We start from the raw sequence: 23,250 nt of genomic DNA, 5'->3' as shown, positions 1-23,250 counted from the left end.
AAAAGTTCAAAAAAGGTGCTTATTTTACAGGCTTCAAACAGATTAATTATATCTTTGTTAGTTATTAATTATTCCTACTATGTCAAACGAAAGACTACGAAGAGAAGCGTTATTATATCATGCAAAACCGAAGCCTGGGAAAATTGAGGTTGTACCAACAAAAAAATATGCCTCTCAAAGAGACTTAGCGCTAGCTTACTCTCCAGGTGTTGCAGAGCCTTGCTTAGAGATACATAAAGACATAAAAAATGTGTATAGATATACTTCCAAAGGAAATTTGGTTGCGGTTATTTCTAATGGTACTGCAGTATTAGGTTTAGGTAATATTGGTCCTGAAGCGAGCAAGCCTGTAATGGAAGGAAAGGGTCTTTTATTCAAAATTTTTGCAGATATAGATGTTTTTGATATCGAGGTAGATGCGACAGATGTAGACAAATTTGTCGAAACTGTTAAGGCCATAGCTCCTACGTTTGGCGGAATTAACTTAGAAGATATAAAGGCTCCAGAAGCTTTTGAAATAGAACGCAGGTTAAAGGAAGAATTAGATATTCCTGTGATGCACGACGATCAGCATGGTACTGCAATTATTTCTGCAGCTGCATTAAAAAATGCGGTTGAATTAGCCGATAAGAAAATAGACGAAGCTCAGATTGTAGTTAATGGAGCTGGAGCAGCCGCCATTTCTTGTGCCAGATTGTATTTAGCATTAGGGGCTAAGAAAGAAAATGTTGTGATGTGCGATAGTAAAGGCGTAATCAGGAAAGACAGAGAAAACCTTACTGAAGAAAAATCTGAATTTGCAACCTCTAAAGATGTAAATACTTTAGAAGAGGCCGTTAAAGGTTCTGATGTTTTTATTGGGCTTTCTATTGGAAATGTTTTCTCACCAGAAATGTTGTTGAGCATGACCGACAATCCTATTGTATTTGCCATGGCGAATCCAGAACCAGAAATTAATTACGATCTAGCTGTGAAAACCAGAGAAGATGTAATTATGGCTACGGGTAGGTCTGATCATCCTAATCAGGTGAACAATGTACTTGGTTTCCCATTTATTTTTAGAGGAGCTTTAGATGTTCGTGCAACTAAGATTAATGAAGAAATGAAAATGGCAGCGGTTCATGCCTTAGCAGATTTAGCTAAGCACCCTGTTCCGGAGCAAGTAAATATTGCCTATGATGAGGTCAGTTTGAGTTTTGGAAGAAATTACATTATTCCGAAGCCATTTGACCCTCGCTTAATTTATGAGATTCCACCAGCTATCGCAAAGGCAGCAATTGATTCTGGTGTGGCAACAGAGCCAATCCAAAATTGGGATAGATATCGCGATGAGTTGATGGAGCGACTTGGCACAGGTAACAAGATTATTAGAATGTTACACAATAGGGCGAAGTCCGATCCAAAGAAAGTTGTATTTGCAGAGGCAGACCATTTAGATGTGTTAAAAGCCGCTCAAATAGTATATGATGAGGGTATAGGACAACCAATTTTGCTGGGGAATAAAGAGATTATTTTAGAATTAATGCAGGAAATTGATTTTACTGCAGATGTACCAATCATTGATCCAAAATTAAGAGAGCAAGAAGAGAAATTAAACGAGTACGCTCAAGAGTTCTGGCAAACAAGACATAGAAAAGGGATAAAACTACTTGATGCTCAAAAATTGTTGCGCCAGCGTAATTATTATGCCGCTATGATGGTTAATTCAGGTGATGCAGATGCTCTAGTAACAGGTTATTCTAGAAATTATGCGTCTGTTGTAAAACCAATGTTGGAATTGATTGGTAAAGACAAAGGAGTTACTACTGTTGCGGCAACCAATTTAATGCTTACCAAAAGAGGGCCAATGTTTTTGTCAGATACTACTATTAATATCAATCCAAATGCAAAAGACTTAGCAAAGATTTGTCAGTTAACAGGCATGTTGGTTAAGATGTTTGGTATGACGCCTAATATTGCGATGTTATCGTTCTCAAACTTTGGTGCTTCAAAGGCTGAAGATGCGATTAAGATCAACAAAGCCGTAGATTATATTCACAAAACCTATCCTGAAGTAATTGTTGATGGTGAGATTCAGGCCAATTTTGCCTTGAATCCAGAGATGCTTAAAAAAGCATTCCCATTTTCTAAATTGGTAGATAAGAAAGTAAATGTCTTGATTTTCCCTAATTTAGACGCTGCCAATATTAGTTATAAAACAATGAAAGAGTTGTACGACGCAGAATCTATAGGTCCAATTATGCTTGGTCTTAAGAAACCTGCACATATTGTACAATTAGGAGCAAGTGTTGATGAAATGGTGAACATGGCAGCAGTAGCTGTGGTTGATGCTCAAAATAAAGCTAAGCGCAAAGACTAAAATGATAACACATATTAAAGGTAGACTTGTTGAAAAGAATCCTACGTACGTGATTGTTGAATGCAATGGCTTGGGCTATTACTTACATATTTCTTTAAACACATTTTCTAAACTTCTAGACGAAGAAGCTGTTTTTTTATATACGCATTTGGCTATTAAAGAAGATAGTCATACCCTGTATGGATTTGCGGATAAGGTAGAGCGAGAAATTTTTAGATTATTAATTTCGGTTTCAGGTGTTGGAACCAGTATTGCCAGAACCATGTTGTCTTCTATGACTTCTGAAGAAATTCAGCATGCAATAGCAGGTGCCGATGCTGTAAAAATTCAGTCAGTTAAAGGGATTGGTGCGAAAACCGCTCAAAAAGTTGTAATCGATTTAAAAGATAAAATAATTAAGACTTACGGAATTGACGAAGTTTCTGCAATTCAAAACAATACTAATAAGGAAGAAGCGTTATCAGCATTAGAGGTTTTAGGCTTTGCTCGTAAGCAGTCAGATAAGGTGTTAGAGCGTATTTTGAAACAAGATGCGAGTTTAACGGTGGAAGAGCTTATAAAGCAGGCGCTAAAAAATTTATAGTTTTTTGAGAAAAACGATACAAATATATCAACTTACTATTGTCGTATTTTTTTGTTTGGGTGTGGGGTTAAGTGCATTTGCACAAACTCCTGTGCCTCCCTCAATTCCTATTGATTCTATTCAAGTTGCTCAAGATTCTGTACCACAATTACCGTATCGATTTACCAATACGCAAAGTGGAAGTTTAAAGTTAAACAACCCTTCAACCATAACTGTTGAGTATGACCCTCAATTAAAAAGATATATCATAAGAGAAAAAATTGGTGATTACTATTTAGGAGATCCAGTTTATTTAACCTTTAATGAGTATATGGAATATCGATTGCAACAAGATATTCTATCAAATTATAAAGATAAATTAAAGGCGGTTGACGGTAGAACAGCTGATGCTAAAGACGCTCAGAGAGATTTATTGCCAACATATTATGTGAACTCAAATTTCTTTGAAAGTATTTTTGGAGGGAATACAATTGATGTAAACCCTACCGGTAATATTCAGGTAAAATTGGGTGTCTTACATCAAAATATTCAGAATCCTCAAATTTCTGAAAGAAATAGAAAGAGTACAACTTTTGATTTTGATCAACAGATTACAGCGAGTATCAACGCTAAAATTGGTACAAGATTGGCAGTTACTGCTAATTATGACACCCAGTCTACATTTGATTTTGAAAATCAGGTAAAATTGGAGTATACCCCTACTGAAGATGATATTATTAGAAAAATTGAAGTGGGTAATGTGAGTATGCCCATTCGAAATTCTTTGGTAACTGGTGCTCAGAATTTATTCGGTTTCAAAACAGAATTGCAATTTGGTGCCACTACTGTTACTGGAGTCTATGCAGAACAAAAATCGCAAACGCGTACCGTTGCTGCCGAAGGAGGAGCATCAATTAATGAGTTCGAGTTAAAGGCAACAGATTATGATGCAAATCGACACTTCTTTCTATCTCAAAAATTCAGAGATCAATACGATAGAAGCTTAGAAACATTTCCATTAATTAGTAGTCAGATTAATATTGTAAAAATGGAAGTTTGGGTTACAAACCGTCAAGCTTCTACGGCAGATTTTAGAAATATTGTTGCTTTAGCAGATTTGGCCGAAGGAGATGTTACCAATATTGGAGGTGGAAATATTAATCCAAACCCAGGGATGCCTCAAGATCCCTCGAATGGAGCAAACGATTTAGATGCATTGCTTACAGAAGACGGTCCTATTCGTGAAATTTCAACAATTAATTCAGCCTTAGCACCTTATTTAGTCACGCAGGGACGTGATTATTCAATTCTAGAAAACGCAAGAAAATTACAGCCTAATGAATACGAGTTTCATCCGCAATTAGGATACATTTCATTAAACAGAAGATTGGCAGATTCAGATGTGTTAGCGGTGGCTTATGAATATACAATTAGCGGGAGTGATCAGGTTTATAAAGTTGGAGAATTATCTACAGATGGTGTTTTAGCACCAAAGAATTTAGTAGTAAAATTATTGCGTAGTGAGATTATCAATACCGATATTCCTTTGTGGGACTTGATGATGAAAAATATCTATGCTTTAGGTGCCTATCAAATGACAAAAGATGGATTCCGTTTTGAATTATTGTATAGAGATGATGAAACAGGAGTTCCTATTAATGTGCTACAAAATGCAGAATCACCAGGTGTTGCCGATCGTACTTTATTAAATCTATTCGATTTAGACCGTTTAGACCAAAATGATTTTGAAGTGCCTGAGGGAGATGGTTATTTTGATTACATCGAAGGACAAACGGTGAATTCCCTCAACGGATATGTTATATTTCCAACAGCTGAACCTTTTGGAGAAACCTTAGCAGGGGATTTAGTAGACCCAGATGACGACATATTTATTTTTGAAGAATTATATGAGTATACCCAATCGGAGGCTCGAAATAATTTTCAGAATAAAGACAAATACTTTTTAAAAGGATATACGAAATCTGAAGCAGCTCAAGGTATAGCATTAGGTGCTTACAATATTCCTCAGGGTTCTGTAACTGTTACAACAGGAGGTAGAGTACTTGTTGAAGGGGTAGATTATGTAGTAGATTATCAAATAGGTAGAGTTCAAATAATTAATCCGGCTTTAGAGTCTTCTAATGCTCCAATTGAAGTTTCTGTAGAAAACAATACAGTATTCAATTTGCAAACCAGACGTTTTATGGGGGTTGATGTTGAGCATAAAGTATCTGAAAATTTTATTGCAGGAGCTACAATTTTAAATTTAAGAGAGCGTCCTTTAACTCAGAAATCTACAATTGGTTCTGAACCAATTAACAATACCATTTTTGGATTAAGAGGAGATTATGGTAGTGAAGTTAAGAAATTTACGAAATGGGTAAATAAGCTGCCAAATATTGATACTGATGTTGCATCAAATGTTTCTGTAAGAGGTGATTTTGCATATTTATTGCCAGGTGCTCCAAAACAAACAGAATTGAGTGGAGAACCTACTTTTTACATTGATGATTTTGAAGGAGCTCAAATACCGTTAGAATTAAAAACTCCTCAGCAATGGTATTTGTCAAGTGCGCCAATTGGCTTTGGTGGAGAGTTGGATGGCACAATTGATTATGGTAAAGATCGTGCTAAGTTGGCATGGTATATTATTGACCAAGTGTTTTATGGAAGCTCTACTTTGCAACCAGAGAATATTGATGATGTAGAGTTATCTCGAGCTGAGGTAAGAAGGGTAAGATACCAAGAACTATTTCCAGAAGAAGACAGAGACATAACGCAGACCTCAGTTATTAGAACTTTAGATTTGGCGTATTATCCATCTGAAAGAGGGAGTTATAATTACGATACAGATAATGTTGGAGGCGATGGTAAATTTATCAATCCAGAAGATCGTTGGGGTGGTATTACAAGACCTTTAACTGTTAATAATTTTGAACAAGCGAATATTGAGTACATTCAGTTTTGGATGCAGGATCCATACACGCAATATTCTATTAATCAAGAAGAAGGATTGCCATCAGGAGTTGATCCATCTGACCCATTTAATCAAGTAGGAGACCTTTATTTTAATCTAGGTAACATTTCTGAAGATGTTTTAAAAGACGGAAGAAAGTTATATGAAAACGGATTGCCTAGTGAAGGAGGAACGGAAAACACAGATCCATCCATATGGGGTAAAGTACCAAATTCGCAGTCGTTATTATATAGTTTCGATACAGACGATACAGCTCGTTTGAATCAAGATATTGGTATTGACGGTTTAAATGATGAGGAAGAAACTGCAATGTTCGGTACTACTTTTGGTCCAGACCCTTCATCTGATAACTACCGTTATTTTAGAGGTTCGCAATACGATGCCGACGATGCAACAATTTTGACGAGATATAAAGCCTTTAACAATACGCAAGGTAATTCTCCTACCGCAAGTTTATCCGAAGAATCTTTCCCAACATCTGCAACAAACTATCCAGATGTAGAAGATATTAATAAAGATCAAACAATGAATACGGTAGAGAGTTATTACCAATACCGTGTTTCTATGAACGCTGCTAATTTAGTTGTTGGTAGAAATAATATTGTTGATGAGAAGAATGTTTCTGTACAACTAGAAGATGGAAGCACTAAAGAGTTTAGATGGTTACAGTTTAGAATTCCTGTTAACGCACCTGATGATGTTATAAACGATATGAGCGGATTTAATTCAATTCGTTTCATGCGTATGTTTATGACCAATTTTAGAATGCCGGTGGTATTGCGTTTTGCAGAATTAGAAATGGTAAGAGGTGAGTGGAGAAAATACACTAGAGTTATTGATGAAACCAATAATCCAGCACCGCCGCCGCTAGATCCTGCAGAATTAGAAAACTTTGTTTCAGGAGTTGTAAATATTCAAGAAAATGAGGCTCGTGAGCCTATTCCATATGTATTGCCTCCAGGTATTCAACGAGAGCAGTTGCAAGGTAGTACAAGAATTCAGCAGCAAAATGAGCAATCATTGTCGATGAAAGTTGAAGATTTAGATCCGGGAGAAACAAGAGCAGTATATAAAAACGTAAGTACAGATTTACGTATGTACAAAAAACTAAAAATGTTTGTGCATATAGAAGAAATGGAAAAGTCTGTAGTGAATGATGATGATTTTGAAGCTATTATTCGATTGGGGAGTGATTTAAATGACAACTATTACCAAATAGAAATGCCATTGAAAGTGACTCCATGGGGTTCTACATCACCAGAAGATATATGGCCAAATGATTTTAATGTTATTCTAGAACAATTAGGACAATTAAAGTTACTGCGATTTGAAGATGGCACCTACGACGCCACAGATATTTATCCTGCATACGGAGAGCAATCTCCTATTGAAGGATTAGATGGGTATATGATTCGCGTTAAGGGTAATCCTAATTTATCTAATATTCGCACCATGATGTTGGGTACTAAGAATGTTTCTGATGTTAGAAAAAGTGCAGAATTGTGGTTTAACGAAATGCGGACCGCCGAATTTGACAATGAAGGTGGTTGGGCTGCGGTTATCGCTGCTGATGCAAACTTTGCAGATTTTGCAGATGTTTCGGTAACAGGTAGAATGGAAACTATAGGTTTTGGTAGTATAGAACAAACAGTTAACGAGCGAGCACAAGAGGAGTCAAAACTTTATGATGTTGTTACTAATGTAAATGCTGGACAATTACTGCCTAAAGATTGGGGCGTAAAAGTTCCTGTAAATTATAGTATTTCTGAAGAGTTTCACGACCCTAAATACGATCCGCAATATCAAGATGTATTATTTGAAGATGCCATAGATGTTAATCCCAATAGCGAAGCTTCTAGAGATTATACAAAGCGAACAAGTGTTAACTTAATTAATGTTAGAAAAGAACGTACAAACCCCGAGAAAAAGCAGCGCTTTTATGATGTTGAGAATTTCTCAGTCTCTTATGCCTATAATGAAACACAACATAGAGATTATAATGTTAAGAAATTTGTTGACCAAAATGTTAGGGCATCGGCAAATTATAACTATTCATTTCAACCTTGGAGCATTGAGCCTTTTCAGAATTGGGGCTTTATAACTAAGAGTAAATACTTGCAGTTTATAAAAGATTTCAATTTCAATTTATTGCCGTCAAATATTTCGGTCAACTCAAATATTATTAGAAGTTATAATGAGCAAACTTCTCGAACATTAATCGAAGGATTGCCAGAATTACCAACGTTAAAACAGAACAATTTTATGTTTGACTGGGACTATACCATTGGTTACAATCTTACAAAATCTTTACAGTTTACCTTTAGAGCATTAAATAATTATGTGTACGACGATTTTGATAATTCTGAAGATATTTCGTTATACTCGAACTTCTTCAATTTAGGTAGACCAAATCATTACCATCAAACATTAAATTTAACCTATCAAATACCAATTGATAAGTTACCTTATTTAGATTTTATTTCTTCTGATTACGCTTATTCTGCTGATTACGATTGGCAAGCAGCGTCTCAGTCGTATGTAGAGCGAATTGGTAATGTCGTGCAGAATGCAAATACACATAACCTTAGTGCAACAGCAGATTTTAATCGTTTATATAGAAATATTGGTTTAACCAAAGTAAGTACAAAGCGGGTGATTCCTGCTAAGGAAAAGAAAACGGGAGAAAAAGATGAAGAAGGAAATCATATAATGGAGACGATTCCTGCAAAGACCAAAAAAGGGAATAAAGCAGGAAAAGCGGCTATGGATTTTCTAATGATGGTAAAAAGAGCGCGTGTTACTTATACGGAGAGAAACGGAATTTTAATGGGCGGATTTATTCCAGAAACAGGATTTTTAGGTCGCGATAATTTTAGTGGTGGCGCAGCACCAACATTTGGTTTTGTTTTTGGTAGTCAAATTGATATTAGAAATCAGGCATTGCAAAACGGCTGGTTAATTACAAGAAACATTAACTACCAAGACGGTACTGAAGACGATTTATATTACAACCACACTTATTCACAAAACCATTATAATAAGTTTGATGTATTTGTAAACTTAAAACCATTTAGAGATTTAGAAATAGAGCTTTCGGCCAACAAGGCCTTCACAAAAAACATTATTCAACAGTTAGATGCTGTAAATGATTTAAGTACTGGAGAAACAAAGTTTCAAGAAAATCCAATTTCAGAAGTTGGAAACTTTAGTATGAGTTTTAATATGATTAAAACTGCTTTCGGAGATGATGCAGATGTATTATTTCAGGAGTTTAAAAATAATCGAGCAGTGATTTCTCAAAGGTTAGCAGATAATTCTGGAGCAGATATTAGTGGATTTGGTGAGAATAGCCAACAAGTAGTGTTACCCGCCTTTGTTGCAGCATATTCTGGTAAAGATGCGGGTAGTGTGAATTTAAACGCCTTTAGAGATACTCCTATGCCTAACTGGACATTAACCTATAAAGGTTTAATGCGTTTTAAATGGTTTAAAAAGAATTTCCAAAGCTTTACGGTTTCTCATGGTTATAGATCGCTTTATTCTATAAACAATTATTCCAACAACTTGCTGTATAATGAAAACGATCCTTATGGAGAAACAGATATCGCAGGCAACTATTTTAATGAGCAATTATATTCTGCGGTAAATGTGATAGAAGAGTTTTCACCTTTGGTGAAGGTAGATTTTAAAATGCGCAACTCATTGTCTTTAAAAGCTGAAATTAGAAAAGACAGAATGCTTAATCTAAATTTCAATAATAACACACTTACGGAAATTGAAGGACAAGAATTTATAGTAGGAGCTGGTTATCGCTTTAAAAATGTAAAATTGAGATTCAAGTTTGATCAAAAAAATCAAACAGTTAATGGAGATGTTAACTTAAGACTCGACTTTAGTTTAAGAGACAATTTAACCTTAATTAGAGATATAGACGAAGATAACGAACAGGTAACAGGAGGTCAAAAATTATTCTCATTAAAGTTTTTGGCAGATTATGCCCTCAGCAGAAATTTAACCGCTTCATTTTATTACGACCAAAATTCGTCGAGGTATGCCATTTCTACCTCTTTCCCAAGAAACTCTTTTAACACAGGGATTATGGTTCAGTACAATTTAGGAAACTAATTTTTTTTGTGCACACCATTTACTTTTTCGTTAAATTTGTGTGCAAACAAATTATACTGTTATGAACATACCTGCTGATTTAAAATACACTAAAGATCACGAATGGATTCGCATTGAAGGCGATGTAGCAATTATTGGAATTACTGATTTTGCCCAAGGCGAATTAGGAGACATTGTATATGTTGATGTAGATACACTTGACGAAACCGTTGAAAAAGATGAAGTGTTCGGGACCGTTGAGGCCGTAAAAACTGTTTCAGATTTATTTATGCCTTTATCAGGTGAGGTAATTGAGTTTAACGAAGAATTAGAAGACACACCAGAAGTTGTTAATTCAGATCCTTATGGGGGCGGTTGGATGATTAAAATTCAAATTGCTGATACTTCACAAATTGATGGTTTACTAGATGCTGAAGCCTATAAAGAAATTATTGGAGCGTAATGCATATGTTGTTGCGTTATTCCTAACCTTATTAATCACCTACTTAAGCTTATCGTCTTTGTCAGACCTGCCGGTAAAGATTAGTACATCTGACAAAATATTACATGGCTTTGCCTATTTTGCGTTGAGTTTAAGTTGGTTTTTTGCAATTAAAAATGCCCACTTTTCTTTTAAATACAAAATTGTTATTGCTCTATCTGTAATTTTTTATGGCGTAATTATTGAAGTATTTCAGGAGCAATTAACTGAAAATAGAATGATGGATTTTTTTGATGTAATTGCAAATACCATAGGTGTTTTAATAGCATTTTCGTCATTCAATTTTCTTTTAAAAGTATACAAAACTATTTAACATTAAATAGTTGCATAAGTCGTTTTATAATTATTAAATTAGCACACTGTAAATTTTTTGAGTATGGAAATTAAGAAAAGTCCTAAGGCAAATTTAGAGGGGTATACTAAAGTATTCTTTCAGTTAGGCTTGGTATTAACCTTGTTAACTGTTTATTTAGCCATTGAGCACAAAACCTATGAAAGAGACCTTTCTGGTTTGGAAGTTGTTGCTTCTGAACATGAAGATGAAGAAGAAATGGAAGAGTTTGTAATTGAGCAAATTACAACGCCACCGCCTCCACCACCACCAGCTCCAGAAGTTATTGAGGTTGTAGAAGATGAGGAGGAAGTAGAAGAAACAATTATTGAATCTACAGAAACAGACGAAAATGAAAGTGTTGAAGTAGAAGAAATTATTGATGTAGAGGAAGAAGAAGAAATTGATGAAGACATCCCTTTTGCCATTATTGAAGATGTTCCAATTTATCCTGGTTGTGAAAAAGAAAGAACTAAAGAAGGTAAAAAGGCATGTTTAAATAAAGCAATGCAAAAGCACGTAGCTAGAAAATTTAACGGTGAATTGGCTAGTGATTTAGGCTTGCCGCCAGGAAAACAAAAAATCTATATTCAATTTAAGATTACAAAAACTGGTACAATCGAAATTTTGGGGGCAAGAGCACCACACAAGCGTTTAGAAAAAGAAGCGAAACGTGTAGTAAGCTTATTACCAAAGATGACACCAGGTAAACAAAGAGGTCGTGCCGTAAACGTAACGTATATGTTACCGATTTCTTTTAACGTAGAGTAAGATTATTCAAAATAAAACATAAGTAAAGCGTCCGCAATTTGCGGACGCTTTTTTTTGGTATGTTTCTTGTATTCTTTAGGCTATTAATCTCTTAACTTTAATAGTATGAAAAACAAAAAGCATTCCGACAGGTTACAAAAAAGTTCTGGGCTGTTTATGCAGCTTGGTTTAGTGCTAACACTACTCACAGTATATGCACTTTTTGAACACAAAACGGAAAAAAACCAAAGTACAGTTTTGATCACCGTCTCTTCTGAACACGACACTGAGTTTATAATGAAGGATTATAAGATAGAAGAAAATAAAGTTGAACAAACTCAAGATCCTCAGCCAAGAAAAGAACAAGCTAAGCTGTATGATGAAATTGAAGAAATTGATAATGACGAAAAAGAAAAAGCAGAAAACGAAATTTTAACCAAACCCGAATCAAAAGAATCACCAGATATAGAAAGGCAATTGGTTGATGTGGGTGATGAACCAGAGGAGTTTGATGATGATACACACTTAATTAATACTGTACAGGAAGTTCCAATTTTTCCCGGATGTGAAAAAAAGAAGAGCAAAGTAGATAGGAGAGCCTGCTTTGAACAAAAAGTAGGGCGTTTTATCAATAGACGTTTTGATACAAGTATTGCAGAATCTTTATCCTTACGAGAAGGTAAGCAAAGGATATATGTTCAATTCTTAATCAATAAAAATGGACAGATAGAAGTAATAGATGCAAGAGCTCCACACAAACGACTTGAATCGGAAGGGAAACGAGTGGTAGATCAATTACCTCAGATGACTCCGGGTAAACAAAATGGTAAACCCGTAAAAGTATCTTATATGGTTCCTATTACATTTGAAATACAATAAATAGTAAAATTTTTGAGTCCCGCTTCGGCGGTTTTTTTTAAGACATAAACTTATAAACATTAGGTGGCTAAGTAATTTGAATTCAAAAAAGAACAAAGAATAATTTGTACATTTGATTCTCGAAAAAAAATAAATGCTACCAAATCTATCAAATTTACCAACTTATGATACTGTGGGTGTTCAAGAGCGTGTAAGTCGTTTTTGTAAACGCAGTATAAAAAAGTCGGCCAAAATAGAAGGACTTAAATTGGCTTTGAGTATGATTGATTTAACGACGCTCGAAGGAAAAGATACTACCGCTAAAGTGCAACAATTGTGTTATAAGGCAATGCACCCGCATGATACTTTAAAAGACATTCCAACTGTAGCTGCAATTTGTGTGTACCCTAATTATGTTGGAGTAGCCAAAAAAGCACTAGAAGGGAGTGTAATACAAGTGGCATCTGTTGCCACAGTATTTCCAAGCGGGCAATCTAAACTACAGGTAAAGCTAGACGATACCAAATATGCTGTTGATTTAGGAGCAGATGAGATTGATATGGTAATTTCTAGAGGTGCATTTTTATCTGGAGATTATCAATTTGTTTTTGACGAAATCGCAGCGGTAAAAGAAGTTTGTGGTAAGGCGCATCTTAAAGTGATTTTAGAAACTGGTGAATTAGAAACATTAGATAATGTCCGATTGGCAAGTGAATTGGCAATGTATGCTGGTGCAGATTTTATTAAGACTTCTACAGGAAAAGTACAACCAGCTGCAACTATGCCTGTATCTTATGTAATGCTAGATGCAATTAAGGATTTTTACTTAAAAACAGGTAAGATGATTGGAATGAAGCCTGCAGGAGGTATTTCAACATCTAAAATTGCATTACAATACCTTGTTATGTTAAATGAGGTGCTAGGAGAAAAATGGATGAATAAGGAATATTTTCGATTCGGAGCGAGTAGTTTGGCAAATGATGTTTTGATGCAATTAGTGAAAGCTGAAACTGGAGCCTATCAATCTGCTAACTACTTTTCAAAAGATTAACCTATGAGTGAAAAAGATATTTTTAAAGCGAGTTGGAGTTATGCTCCTGCACCTGAAAGTACGGATCATATACAGTTAAAAAAGCAATATGAATTGTATATTGATGGGGCCTTTGTGGCTCCAACAAAAGCAAAGTATTTTAAAACTACCAATCCGGCAACTGGAGAGGTTATCGCAAAGGTTGGTAATGCCGATAAATCTGACGTTAATGCAGCTGTAAAAGCTGCAAATAAGGCTTTTAAAAGCTGGTCAAAATTGTCTGGTAAAGAAAGAGGAAAATATATTTTTAGGATAGCCAGATTGATTCAAGAACGCGCAAAAGAGTTTGCGATTATTGAAAGTTTAGATGGTGGTAAGCCAATTCGAGAATCTCGAGACATTGACATACCATTGGCAGCGAATCACTTTTTTTATTATGCAGGTTGGGCAGACAAATTACAATACGCTTTTCCAAATAGATTGATTAAACCTGTTGGAGTAGCTGGTCAAATTATTCCATGGAACTTTCCATTATTAATGGCGGCTTGGAAAATTGCTCCAGCGCTAGCCACAGGAAATACGGTGGTATTAAAACCTGCTGAAACAACACCTCTAACAGCTTTAAAACTTGCAGAAATTATTCAAGAAAGTGGTTTACCTAAAGGTGTTGTAAATATTGTTACAGGAGCTGGTGATACTGGAGCACATATTGTGGAACACCCAGATGTGCAAAAAATTGCCTTTACAGGATCTACAGTTGTGGGCAAGTATATTAAAAAGGCAATCGCTCATACAGATAAGAAACTTACATTAGAACTAGGAGGTAAAGGAGCTAATATTATTTTTGAAGATGCAGCTATAGATCAGGCAGTAGAAGGTATTGTAAATGCTATTTTCTTTAATCAAGGACATGTATGTTGTGCAGGTTCTAGATTATTTATTCAAGAGTCTGTTGCCACTCAAGTAATTAATAAATTGAAGCACCGTATGGAGTCTTTAATTGTAGGAGATCCGCTTGATAAGAATACTGATATTGGTGCTATTAATTCAGAAAAGCAACTTAAGACCATTCAAGATTATATTCAGTTAGGTCAAGAAGAAGGAGGCGCGATATATCAGTCTAGCTGTGCATTACCGGAAAAAGGGAATTGGTGTCCACCAACCTTATTTTTAAATGTTTCGCAGTCGCATAGAGTTACTCAAGAAGAAATATTTGGCCCTGTTTTAACAGTACAAACTTTTAGAACAGTTGATGAAGTTATAGAAAAAGCCAATAATACGCCTTATGGTTTATCTGCTGGAGTTTGGACACAAAAAGGTGCTAAAATATTTGATGTATCTCAACGCTTAAATGCTGGTGTTGTTTGGGCTAATACCTTTAATAAATTTGATCCAGCTTCTCCATTTGGTGGGTATAAAGAAAGTGGAATGGGTAGAGAAGGCGGACTTCACGGATTAAAACCATATGTTTCATTTGAATAAAAGTTATGAGCAGAATAAACGTTTTAAAAACTTATAAACTCTATATAGGAGGTAAATTTCCAAGAACAGAATCTGGTAGGTATTATGCAGTAACAAATGATTCAGGTGAATTAGTCGCAAATATGTGTTTGTCTTCTAGAAAAGATTTTAGAAATGCAGTTGTAATCGCAAGAAAAGCACAGTTAGGTTGGGCAAAAGTTACTGCACTTAATAAAGGTCAAATCTTATATCGAATTGCAGAAATGCTAGAAGGGAGAAGTGCTCAGTTTGTAGCAGAGTTAATGCAACAAGGAGCTTCTAAAAAAGATGCCGAAGCCGAGGTTATAGAGGCAATAGATAGATTGGTGTATTATGCAGGTTGGAGTGATAAGTACCAACAAGTATTAAGTGCTGTTAACCCTGTTGCAAGTAGTCATTTTAGTTTTTCAAGACTTGAACCGGTTGGTGTGGTTGCAATAATGGCTCCGCAAGAGCAAAGTTTATTAGGTTTAGTTTCAGTTATTGCACCGGCAATAGTGGGAGGAAATAGTATTGTAGTACTTGCGTCTGAAACGCTACCATTAAACGCAGTTTCATTTGCAGAAGTTTTGCATTCTTCTGATGTTCCTGCAGGTGTTGTTAATATACTGACTGGTAAAACCGATGAGCTAATTGAGCACATGGCTTCACATATGGATGTTAACGCTATAGTTTATGCAGGTAGAAATGAGGATTACATCGCTCAAATTAATACCTTAGCAGCAGCTAACTTAAAACGGGTTATCATTCATAAGAAACACAATTGGTCTAATGAAAATTGTGCTTCTCCTTATATGATTGAAAAAACGCAGGAGGTAAAAACCACTTGGCATCCGACTAAAGTTTAGGTAATATTCAATTTATGGAACAACATTATTTCGCACACCCCACAGCTGTTATTGATGAAGGTTGCACTATTGGTGAGGGCACTAAAATTTGGCACTTTAGTCATATCATGAGTAATTGCGTAATCGGCGAAAAGTGTTCTATGGGCCAGAATGTTGTAATTTCTCCAAAAGTTGTCTTAGGGAATAATGTTAAGATTCAAAATAATGTATCTGTTTATACAGGTGTCTTATGCGAAGACGATGTTTTTTTGGGTCCTTCTATGGTTTTTACAAATGTGATTAACCCCAGAAGTGCAGTTGTTAGAAAAGAGGAGTTTAAAACTACCTTGATTAAAAAAGGTGCGAGCATTGGTGCCAATGCAACAATTATTTGTGGTATTACAATAGGGCAGTATGCTATGATAGGAGCAGGGGCTGTAGTGACCAAATCTGTTGTTCCGTATGCTTTGGTAGTAGGTAATCCTTCTAGACAAGTTGGATGGATGAGTGAATACGGCCATAAGTTAAAATTCGATGAAAAAGGCATTGCTATGTGTAAAGAATCGAACCAGAAATATCAACTTAAAAACAATAAAGTCACGCAAATTTCGTGATAGTTACAGTAATTCAACGTACATGAATAAACAAACTCTACTAACCCCAATATTACTTTTTTTCAGTATTGCATTCTTTGCACAAATGGAAAAATATCCTATTTTCCCTGGTTGTGAAGATACACCTTCAGACTCGCTAGAGATTTGTTTTAGAAAGCAATTAACTTCCGCAGTTATTCAAGAATTTAAAATGCCAGAAGAGGTGATTTCAGATAATTTTAAAGAAGAGGTTAGTGTGGTTTTTTATGTATCTAAAGAAGGAGTAATAGAAGTGCTGCATATCAACTCTTCTTATAAATCGATAGAATCGGAGGCAAAGAGAGTTTTTAAAACATTACCTGAGATTGTTCCCGCTAAATATAACAATGAAGAAATTGATATGCATTTTGTATTGCCTCTTAATTTTCCTTTAGGTGAGAGCACTTCTCAAGAACCAGAAACTAAAAAGGTGGCTGTAGCGGTAAATTACGCGGTTGAACAGGAAAATGAAGAAGATTGGATAAAACCAGACTCTCTTGAATTGTTAGAGCATCATAGTACGTTAAACGTACCTTATACACATCAACAATATGCGGTATTTGATTATTATTACAATTTAGCAGATAATTCGCATACCGCATCAAAGCCATTTATTTATACTGAGGTTGAGAATTTTGTTGATTTAGATGCAAAAAAATCTGATTTAATGCAAAAGAGAACAACCTGGTTTGGTAGAAAGTTTTGGAATGAGCATATGGTACAGGTACAAGGTAAAAAGTATTGGTTTACTATTGACCCGATAGTTGATTTACAAATGGGTAAAGACAATTCTGATGAGGTAGACTTTACTTATAATAACACCCGGGGTATTCAAATTCAAGGAGCTATTGGTAAGAAGTTTTCCTTTTACACCACTTTTTTCGAAAGTCAAGGTAGGTTTGCAAATTATGTAAATCAATATGCTGAAGCTCTTAAGCCTTCTGGAGGTAACCCTGCAATCATTCCTGGTAGAGGAATCGCAAAAGAATTTAAAGAAGATGGGTACGATTATCCAGTGGCTGAAGCATATATGTCTTTTTCACCTAGTAAGGTCTTTAACTTTCAGTTTGGACACGGTAAGAATTTTATTGGAGATGGATATAGATCTTTATTTTTATCGAACAATGCATCGCCATCGCCATTTTTTAAAATAAACACGACTTTTTGGAAAATTAAATACACTAACAACTGGATGTGGTTGCGCGATGTGAGACCAGAGGTTACTGAAGATGGCGTATACAAACCAAAATATATGGCAACGCATTATTTGAGCTGGAACATAACAAAACGATTGAATATTGGCCTATTTGAATCTGTTCTTTGGGAGGACTCAAACGGACGTGGATTTGACATAAATTACCTAAATCCGATTATATTTTACCGAGCCATTGAATTTTCTACCGGATCAAGAGGAGGTAATGCCATAATAGGTTTAAGTGGTAAGTATAAATTTAGTGATAGAGTTTCTGTCTATACTCAATTATTGATAGATGAGTTTACAACTGGAGAGATTGCAAAAGGTGATGGCTATTGGGGTAATAAAAATGGATTTCAAGTTGGTTTAAAATACCACCATGCTTTTGGTGTTCAGAACTTACATTTACAAACAGAATACAACTCCGTAAGACCTTTTACGTATTCTCATAATACACCATTATTAAATTATGGCCATAGCAATCAAAGTATGGCTCATCAATGGGGGGCAAACTTTTGGGAGATTTCTACAATTGCCCATTATGAACTACAGCGTTGGTATGGAAATGCAAAATTAATATTTGGTTCAAAAGGATTTGATATAGAGGGAGATCCAACTAATTATGGGGGTAATATTTATCGTGATTACGATGAACGTAACGGGGATTATGGTCATGAAATAGGACAAGGAAATACTACAAATAGATTTATTGGCGATCTGCAAGTGGGTTATTTGTTAAACCCAGCCACCAACTTAAAACTATTTGGTAACTTCACCTATAGGAGTTCTCAACCCGATATAATATCTGCTAATTTTGAATCGAATAATACAGTTTGGTTTTCGTTAGGAATGCGAACCGATTTATTTGATTGGAACTTTGAATTTTAAGACTACAGCTTAGTTACTTTCTGTCGAACCATATCAAAGAATAGGATACCAAAAAAGTCGAAAAATTGGCTCCTCTGCTTGTATATAATCCATTAGTTAACGATGTGTTTAAAGAACTTTGCTTTCCGATTTTATAAGAAGCTGTAAGCGCGTATTTAGAATTTTCTTGATGATTGTTTTGTGCAACATCATCTATAATCGTTTCTCCCCATGCAATTTGCCCGATGGAAGCAGACATCCACAATTTGGGGTTGAATATATAAGCGAAATGAAGTTGAGCGCTAAGCAAAGGTTCTTGTTTTAATGTGCTCCCGTTATTAAAGTTTTTGTTATTTGTGAAAAACCAAGATCCTATGTGCGCTTCAAGAATAATTTTTTGAGAAATATTATATGAGCTTGCAATTTTAAATTGAAAACTCCATCGATTGGCTCCAAAATTTATGAGCTTGGTTTCGTCGTAAGTTCCTATAGGAGCTCTAATTTTAAGTGCTGCCCCAAGTTTAAATTTAGCTGGTTCTCGAATTGCAAATTCCCTTTTAGTTAGTGCTTTTTCTCCCACTAAAATCATAGACAATCGTGCAGAGAGATCACCAAGTCCATTTTTGTATACACTAGTGTCTTTCTCATAAATAAAGGCCTGCAGATTTCCAAAAGAGTAGGGAATAGAAGTATCTATCTTTGCAGGTTTGTTCAAAATTTTAAAACTTCTTCCGTAAAACCCTGCAACAGTATTTAGTTTTGTATTTAGATTTTCAACTTCTTGAGAGTTTAAGAGAATATCTCCTGAAGAAAATCCATAAACAAGTCCACTAAAATTAGTCCCTAGGGGTGCTGATGACAGAAATCGGGGCTCTAAATCTTGCGTAAAAACCTTTGTTACATATATAAAAAAAGCGAAATAAAGTATCGTCTTTTTTCGAATCATGTTCAGTTATATTAATAGTACCTACTAATCTAAATTAATAAATTTCAAGGAGAATTGAGATACTGAATAAACTAAGATTTTATTAATGAATGGTTTAATAGTAAATAATCAGAATAGATTTAATAAAAAAGCCACTCCTAAGAATGGCTTTTTTATTTGTGGATCGGTTATTTTGTGCCGTTTAATTTATCGGACACAATATATTTTACTCCTGGCATAGTAGCTTATAAAGCTAGAACTTTATCTGGATATAACGTTACATCAAGAGAAACATTCATTCTTACAGCAACTGCCCCTCCTTCACCACCTTTAACTGTTTAAGCAGTTGCATTAGCTTGTCCATCTGTAGATCATCCTACTTTCAAAAAGTAATGGTAAGCTTCTTTATCTTCAAAAATAAATACTGCATGGCATTTCTTCAATGCTATTCCAGCACCAACTCTGTATGATATAATTTTTAGATATAACTCTTGTCCTGTAGTATTGTTATGAGCAACTCCTCCACCGTTTCTAGAAGCTAATACAAATAGATTCACTCCTCTATTACTGAAAGTAGCATAGCCATGTGTATTAGCTATTTTAGATTTTGATTCTGGGTAAGCTTATACATTTCTTGAACTGCTACACTTTGGTTTTTTTGAAAAGCTTTGCGCGTTTTTCAATTTTTTTATTTTTTTCGTCCTCGTTAGTTTCTCCTGCATGAGCGGTTAAAGTAAATCCTAATGATAATACAATTACTAATAATCCGCCTAATACTGTTTTGATGTTAATTAAATTTTCATGATTTTAATTTAATTTCTAGAATTTTTGTTTGTTGTTGTTTAATACTACAAATGTATTTCAGCCTCTAAGAAAATTGTAGGATACAAAATGTCGGGAATAAAAACCCTCCAAATATGGAGGGGTGTAACAATTAAATGAAATAAATCGAACTAGTTGCCATTTAATTCATCTGATACTATATATTTTACTCCTTGCACAGTAGCCTGTAATGCAAGACCTTTATCTGCAATTTGATATAAGGTAACTCCTCTAGATACATTCATTCCAACGGCTGCAGAACCTCCTTCTCCTTCTTTACCGGTATCTGCGGTGGCATCAGCTTGTCCATCTGCAGACCATCCTACTTCTAAAAAATAATCGTAGGCCGCTTTATCATCAAACAAAAATACTGCATAGTATTTTTTAAATCCTATACCTACCCCTGCTCCAATAGATATCATTTTAACATAATGTTCTTTGCCTGTTGATTTATTGTGAGCTACGCCACCTCCATTTCCAGATGACAGTAATAAAAGATTAACACCTGTATTTCCAAATGCCGCATATCCATAGGCATTCTTCATTTTGGATTGGGAATTAGGATAAGCTTTATACATTTCTTGAATAGCAGTAGATTTATTTTTTTGAAAAGCTTCACGTTGTTTTTCAATTTTATTTTGCTTTTTTGCTTCCTTTGAATCTTGAGCATAATTTGAAGACATACCCACAGTTAAAAAAAGGACTAATACTAAACTAAGCATGAGAATTGGACTTTTTTTCATAATGTAGAATTTTAATTGAACAATTTTTTTGAGGATCTTAAAATACAATTTTTTAAGAAACATTACTAAGAGGATCTAACTGTAAAATAACAGGTCCATTCTTCTGGACCTCAGCCTAAATCCATTGTACCTTATCTTTATTCTAATAACCTAAATATCCAAACCCTGCTAACAAAGAGTCGTTGGAAGTAAAACCAGTACCTCTAACAATCATATCTAGTTGTTCTGAGGGATCTTTTTAGGTATAAAAGATATTAATCTACCTGTTAGCCCAATTCCAACTGCTGGTTTAGTAATGGGTATTGCAATCGGAAGCGCTTTGTTTCCTTGACTTGTTGTATCTACACGTTTTACATTAGGGTTGTTTTGTGGCGCAGGGATACTATCGTTTTGAGTATTTATATAAAAAACCTATACTAACGCTGCTATTAAGGTTACTATAGGTTTTTTGATCATGCTCTGTTTTTAAGAGCAAAAATATATGATTTATTCTACTAATTCTGCATCTGAAGGATACCACGCTCCATCAAACCAATCTTCTAATGGGTCGTAAAGTCTAAATATAGTATTCCAACCTTTTCCAGGTACAGTTTGAATCCAATTGTTATCCATACCTTCTGGAGCTTCAGGACCAATATAGATATCCCAACAGTATTTATTATTCATTTTAATTTATCTCAAAGTTAATAAGGAGGTCACATTTTAAACACCACTTGTTGTGTTGTTCTTGTGCAAAGACAATCGTACAATACTTTTTTCTTTTGCTAAGAGATTATGCACAACATGAGGGTCTTGTGAAATCAAATCACCTTTGGTTAGGGTATAAACTCGTGTACCAATACCAAATTCTGTACAACCATCAAATACTTCAACCTTGAAAGGAAAAGCAGTTTTATGATCTTTCCTTATTTGATTTTTATCGAAAATAATGCGTAATTCTTTATGGTTTTTTGAATCGAATAATACCGTTATTATAGATTTTGATTTTCCAAATTGTACATTCTTAGTTGAAGATACAGTATTCATATATTAAAAGATAGGTTGTTTTATCTCCAAGAGGTGCCTGCTGTTACATAAAATGCCCACTCTTCTGGACCTCTTGCAACATCAACACCTAATCGCAAGCCAAATATTCTTGCGATTAAATATCTAAACCCCCCTCCAGCATTCCAAACAAATTCATCAGCATTAAAATTGTCGTAAGATTCAAAAGCAGTCCCACCTCCTGCAAAAGCAAGTACAGACCAGCGATTATTTAAATTATAATGATGTTCGGTTTCGAACAACGCGGTAGCGGAACCTTGGTAGCGCAATGCCGGTACACCTCTTAAGTCAACAAAAGGCTGTGCGTAAAAAGGTATATTTCCCGTAGCCCAATTAGATTCTAACCTAAAAGCCGCCATCCATTTCTCGTTAACAGTTTTGTAATGGTGCGTATGAAAATTTATAGTCCCCCAATTGCGGTCGCTCCCTAAAAACTGAAGATTTTGATCGTAGCTCAAATGAATTTTTGTACCTGCATTTGGGGACATAAAATTGTTTAGGTTGTCAAATTCTGTTATTAGAGAAACCCCGCTATTCCATAAATCAAAATCAATAGGATCAATAATGTTATTACCTTCAAAAATCGGAACATTGGTTTTTGTTAATTGATATTTACCTCCTATAAAAAAGGGACTTCCATTAATTCGAAATAGTATTTTCTGCATAAAAAAGAAACTATTGATTTCAAAGTCAAAAGCTTTGTTATTCCCAAATCCGTAGTATTCTAAATTGGCGTCCGCATATCCTGCAAAGCCTTGATAACGTTGGGAATCTTTTTTCCAAAAACCTATGTATCCTCCGCCAGCTAACCAAGTACCATTTGAGGTAATACCTGCTGCACCAATTATTAAGTCAGGTCTATCCCTAGGATCTTCTTTAGTAACAAAATAAACTCCGGCTAGTACACCACCATAACCAACAGCTGGTTCTGTTATTGGAGAAACTATAGGCAACACACCATTGTGATTAATTAAAAACTCACTCGCATCAAAAGCACCATCTAGAGTGTCTTTAAATCTTTTGACTTTGGTGTCGTCTTTCTGAGCAAAAGTACCTAATGATATTAGAATACAAATAGCAAAGCATATTGGTTTAATTCTCATAGCGTTGTACATAGGTTTAGGTCTTACGAAAATACGATTGCAAAGATTATAAAACAAACAAGCGTTAAAATGTATGAAACTTTCATGGCAAATTTCTTTTTTGACATTTGTTAAGTTAT

At 35.0% G+C, this 23,250-nt stretch carries 18 protein-coding genes; 12 read left to right on the top strand and 6 right to left on the bottom strand.

Features of this window, described 5'->3' with window-relative positions:
• Nucleotides 1–79 precede the first annotated feature (79 nt).
• The 12 genes from ACYQ5R_RS04245 (at nt 80) to ACYQ5R_RS04190 (ending at nt 18,515) form a co-directional block, all read left to right on the top strand.
• Nucleotides 80–2,359: an NADP-dependent malic enzyme gene (locus tag ACYQ5R_RS04245; RefSeq protein WP_460189667.1), complete on the top strand. Its 2,280-nt coding sequence runs from the start codon at nt 80–82 to the stop codon at nt 2,357–2,359.
• 1 nt (nt 2,360) lies between these two features.
• The gene (ruvA, locus tag ACYQ5R_RS04240) at nt 2,361–2,942 is read left to right on the top strand and encodes a Holliday junction branch migration protein RuvA (protein WP_460189666.1); all 582 of its coding nucleotides are present in this window, start codon (nt 2,361–2,363) and stop codon (nt 2,940–2,942) included.
• Between the two features lie 4 nt (nt 2,943–2,946).
• Entirely contained in the window at nt 2,947–10,023 is a 7,077-nt protein-coding gene (gene sov, locus ACYQ5R_RS04235; RefSeq protein WP_460189665.1) for a T9SS outer membrane translocon Sov/SprA, read from the top strand.
• A 61-nt stretch (nt 10,024–10,084) separates the two neighbouring features.
• Complete coding sequence (gene gcvH, locus ACYQ5R_RS04230) at nt 10,085–10,465, top strand: glycine cleavage system protein GcvH (RefSeq protein ID WP_460189664.1); 381 nt, start codon at nt 10,085–10,087, stop codon at nt 10,463–10,465.
• The gene (locus tag ACYQ5R_RS04225) at nt 10,431–10,817 is read left to right on the top strand and encodes a VanZ family protein (protein WP_460189663.1); all 387 of its coding nucleotides are present in this window, start codon (nt 10,431–10,433) and stop codon (nt 10,815–10,817) included. Before gcvH ends, ACYQ5R_RS04225 begins: the two co-directional genes overlap by 35 nt.
• Nucleotides 10,818–10,880: 63 nt before the next feature.
• A complete protein-coding gene (locus ACYQ5R_RS04220) occupies nt 10,881–11,606 on the top strand; it encodes an energy transducer TonB (protein ID WP_460189662.1) in 726 nt (241 codons plus the stop codon).
• 105 nt (nt 11,607–11,711) lie between these two features.
• Nucleotides 11,712–12,464, top strand: coding sequence for an energy transducer TonB (locus tag ACYQ5R_RS04215; RefSeq protein ID WP_460189661.1), 753 nt, complete (start codon nt 11,712–11,714; stop codon nt 12,462–12,464).
• Between the two features lie 133 nt (nt 12,465–12,597).
• The gene (deoC, locus tag ACYQ5R_RS04210; RefSeq protein ID WP_460189660.1) at nt 12,598–13,494 is read left to right on the top strand and encodes a deoxyribose-phosphate aldolase; all 897 of its coding nucleotides are present in this window, start codon (nt 12,598–12,600) and stop codon (nt 13,492–13,494) included.
• A 3-nt stretch (nt 13,495–13,497) separates the two neighbouring features.
• Complete coding sequence (locus ACYQ5R_RS04205; RefSeq protein WP_460189659.1) at nt 13,498–14,955, top strand: aldehyde dehydrogenase family protein; 1,458 nt, start codon at nt 13,498–13,500, stop codon at nt 14,953–14,955.
• 5 nt (nt 14,956–14,960) lie between these two features.
• On the top strand, nt 14,961–15,821 hold the full coding sequence (locus tag ACYQ5R_RS04200; protein ID WP_460189658.1) for an aldehyde dehydrogenase family protein: 861 nt from the start codon (nt 14,961–14,963) through the stop codon (nt 15,819–15,821).
• A 14-nt stretch (nt 15,822–15,835) separates the two neighbouring features.
• Nucleotides 15,836–16,414: an acyltransferase gene (locus tag ACYQ5R_RS04195; protein ID WP_460189657.1), complete on the top strand. Its 579-nt coding sequence runs from the start codon at nt 15,836–15,838 to the stop codon at nt 16,412–16,414.
• Nucleotides 16,415–16,436: 22 nt separating this feature from the next.
• Nucleotides 16,437–18,515, top strand: a complete 2,079-nt coding sequence (locus ACYQ5R_RS04190; protein ID WP_460189656.1) for a gliding motility protein RemB — start codon at nt 16,437–16,439, stop codon at nt 18,513–18,515.
• Nucleotides 18,516–18,528: 13 nt separating this feature from the next.
• Here the strand turns inward: ACYQ5R_RS04190 and ACYQ5R_RS04185 are convergent, their stop codons facing one another.
• From ACYQ5R_RS04185 to ACYQ5R_RS04160, 6 genes are all read right to left on the bottom strand, one after another.
• Entirely contained in the window at nt 18,529–19,440 is a 912-nt protein-coding gene (locus ACYQ5R_RS04185) for a transporter (protein WP_460189655.1), read from the bottom strand.
• A 350-nt stretch (nt 19,441–19,790) separates the two neighbouring features.
• Nucleotides 19,791–19,976, bottom strand: a complete 186-nt coding sequence (locus ACYQ5R_RS04180) for a hypothetical protein (protein ID WP_460189654.1) — start codon at nt 19,974–19,976, stop codon at nt 19,791–19,793.
• Nucleotides 19,977–20,372: 396 nt separating this feature from the next.
• Nucleotides 20,373–20,984, bottom strand: a complete 612-nt coding sequence (locus ACYQ5R_RS04175; RefSeq protein WP_460189653.1) for a lipid-binding SYLF domain-containing protein — start codon at nt 20,982–20,984, stop codon at nt 20,373–20,375.
• 486 nt (nt 20,985–21,470) lie between these two features.
• On the bottom strand, nt 21,471–21,650 hold the full coding sequence (locus ACYQ5R_RS04170) for a DUF1214 domain-containing protein (protein WP_460189652.1): 180 nt from the start codon (nt 21,648–21,650) through the stop codon (nt 21,471–21,473).
• A gap of 36 nt (nt 21,651–21,686) precedes the next feature.
• A complete protein-coding gene (locus ACYQ5R_RS04165; protein WP_460189651.1) occupies nt 21,687–22,010 on the bottom strand; it encodes a cupin domain-containing protein in 324 nt (107 codons plus the stop codon).
• A 20-nt stretch (nt 22,011–22,030) separates the two neighbouring features.
• Entirely contained in the window at nt 22,031–23,131 is a 1,101-nt protein-coding gene (locus tag ACYQ5R_RS04160; RefSeq protein ID WP_460189650.1) for a hypothetical protein, read from the bottom strand.
• Nucleotides 23,132–23,250: the final 119 nt, after the last annotated feature.

It is taken from the genome of Urechidicola sp. KH5 (genome assembly GCF_054661455.1).
Note: the sequence above shows the minus strand (reverse complement) of the source record. Positions and strands in the feature narration are given on the sequence as shown.

Bases quoted from the DNA above. Each gene is read 5' to 3' on its own strand.
- ACYQ5R_RS04160 (WP_460189650.1), bottom strand. From the start codon at position 23,131: ATGAGAATTAAACCAATATGCTTTGCTATTTGTATTCTAATATCATTA.
- ruvA (WP_460189666.1), top strand. From the start codon at position 2,361: ATGATAACACATATTAAAGGTAGACTTGTTGAAAAGAATCCTACGTAC.
- ACYQ5R_RS04220 (WP_460189662.1), top strand. From the start codon at position 10,881: ATGGAAATTAAGAAAAGTCCTAAGGCAAATTTAGAGGGGTATACTAAA.
- ACYQ5R_RS04245 (WP_460189667.1), top strand. From the start codon at position 80: ATGTCAAACGAAAGACTACGAAGAGAAGCGTTATTATATCATGCAAAA.
- ACYQ5R_RS04185 (WP_460189655.1), bottom strand. From the start codon at position 19,440: ATGATTCGAAAAAAGACGATACTTTATTTCGCTTTTTTTATATATGTA.
- ACYQ5R_RS04195 (WP_460189657.1), top strand. From the start codon at position 15,836: ATGGAACAACATTATTTCGCACACCCCACAGCTGTTATTGATGAAGGT.
- ACYQ5R_RS04225 (WP_460189663.1), top strand. From the start codon at position 10,431: ATGCTGAAGCCTATAAAGAAATTATTGGAGCGTAATGCATATGTTGTT.
- ACYQ5R_RS04175 (WP_460189653.1), bottom strand. From the start codon at position 20,984: ATGAAAAAAAGTCCAATTCTCATGCTTAGTTTAGTATTAGTCCTTTTT.
- ACYQ5R_RS04165 (WP_460189651.1), bottom strand. From the start codon at position 22,010: ATGAATACTGTATCTTCAACTAAGAATGTACAATTTGGAAAATCAAAA.
- deoC (WP_460189660.1), top strand. From the start codon at position 12,598: ATGCTACCAAATCTATCAAATTTACCAACTTATGATACTGTGGGTGTT.
- ACYQ5R_RS04170 (WP_460189652.1), bottom strand. From the start codon at position 21,650: ATGAATAATAAATACTGTTGGGATATCTATATTGGTCCTGAAGCTCCA.
- ACYQ5R_RS04215 (WP_460189661.1), top strand. From the start codon at position 11,712: ATGAAAAACAAAAAGCATTCCGACAGGTTACAAAAAAGTTCTGGGCTG.
- ACYQ5R_RS04200 (WP_460189658.1), top strand. From the start codon at position 14,961: ATGAGCAGAATAAACGTTTTAAAAACTTATAAACTCTATATAGGAGGT.
- ACYQ5R_RS04190 (WP_460189656.1), top strand. From the start codon at position 16,437: ATGAATAAACAAACTCTACTAACCCCAATATTACTTTTTTTCAGTATT.
- gcvH (WP_460189664.1), top strand. From the start codon at position 10,085: ATGAACATACCTGCTGATTTAAAATACACTAAAGATCACGAATGGATT.
- ACYQ5R_RS04205 (WP_460189659.1), top strand. From the start codon at position 13,498: ATGAGTGAAAAAGATATTTTTAAAGCGAGTTGGAGTTATGCTCCTGCA.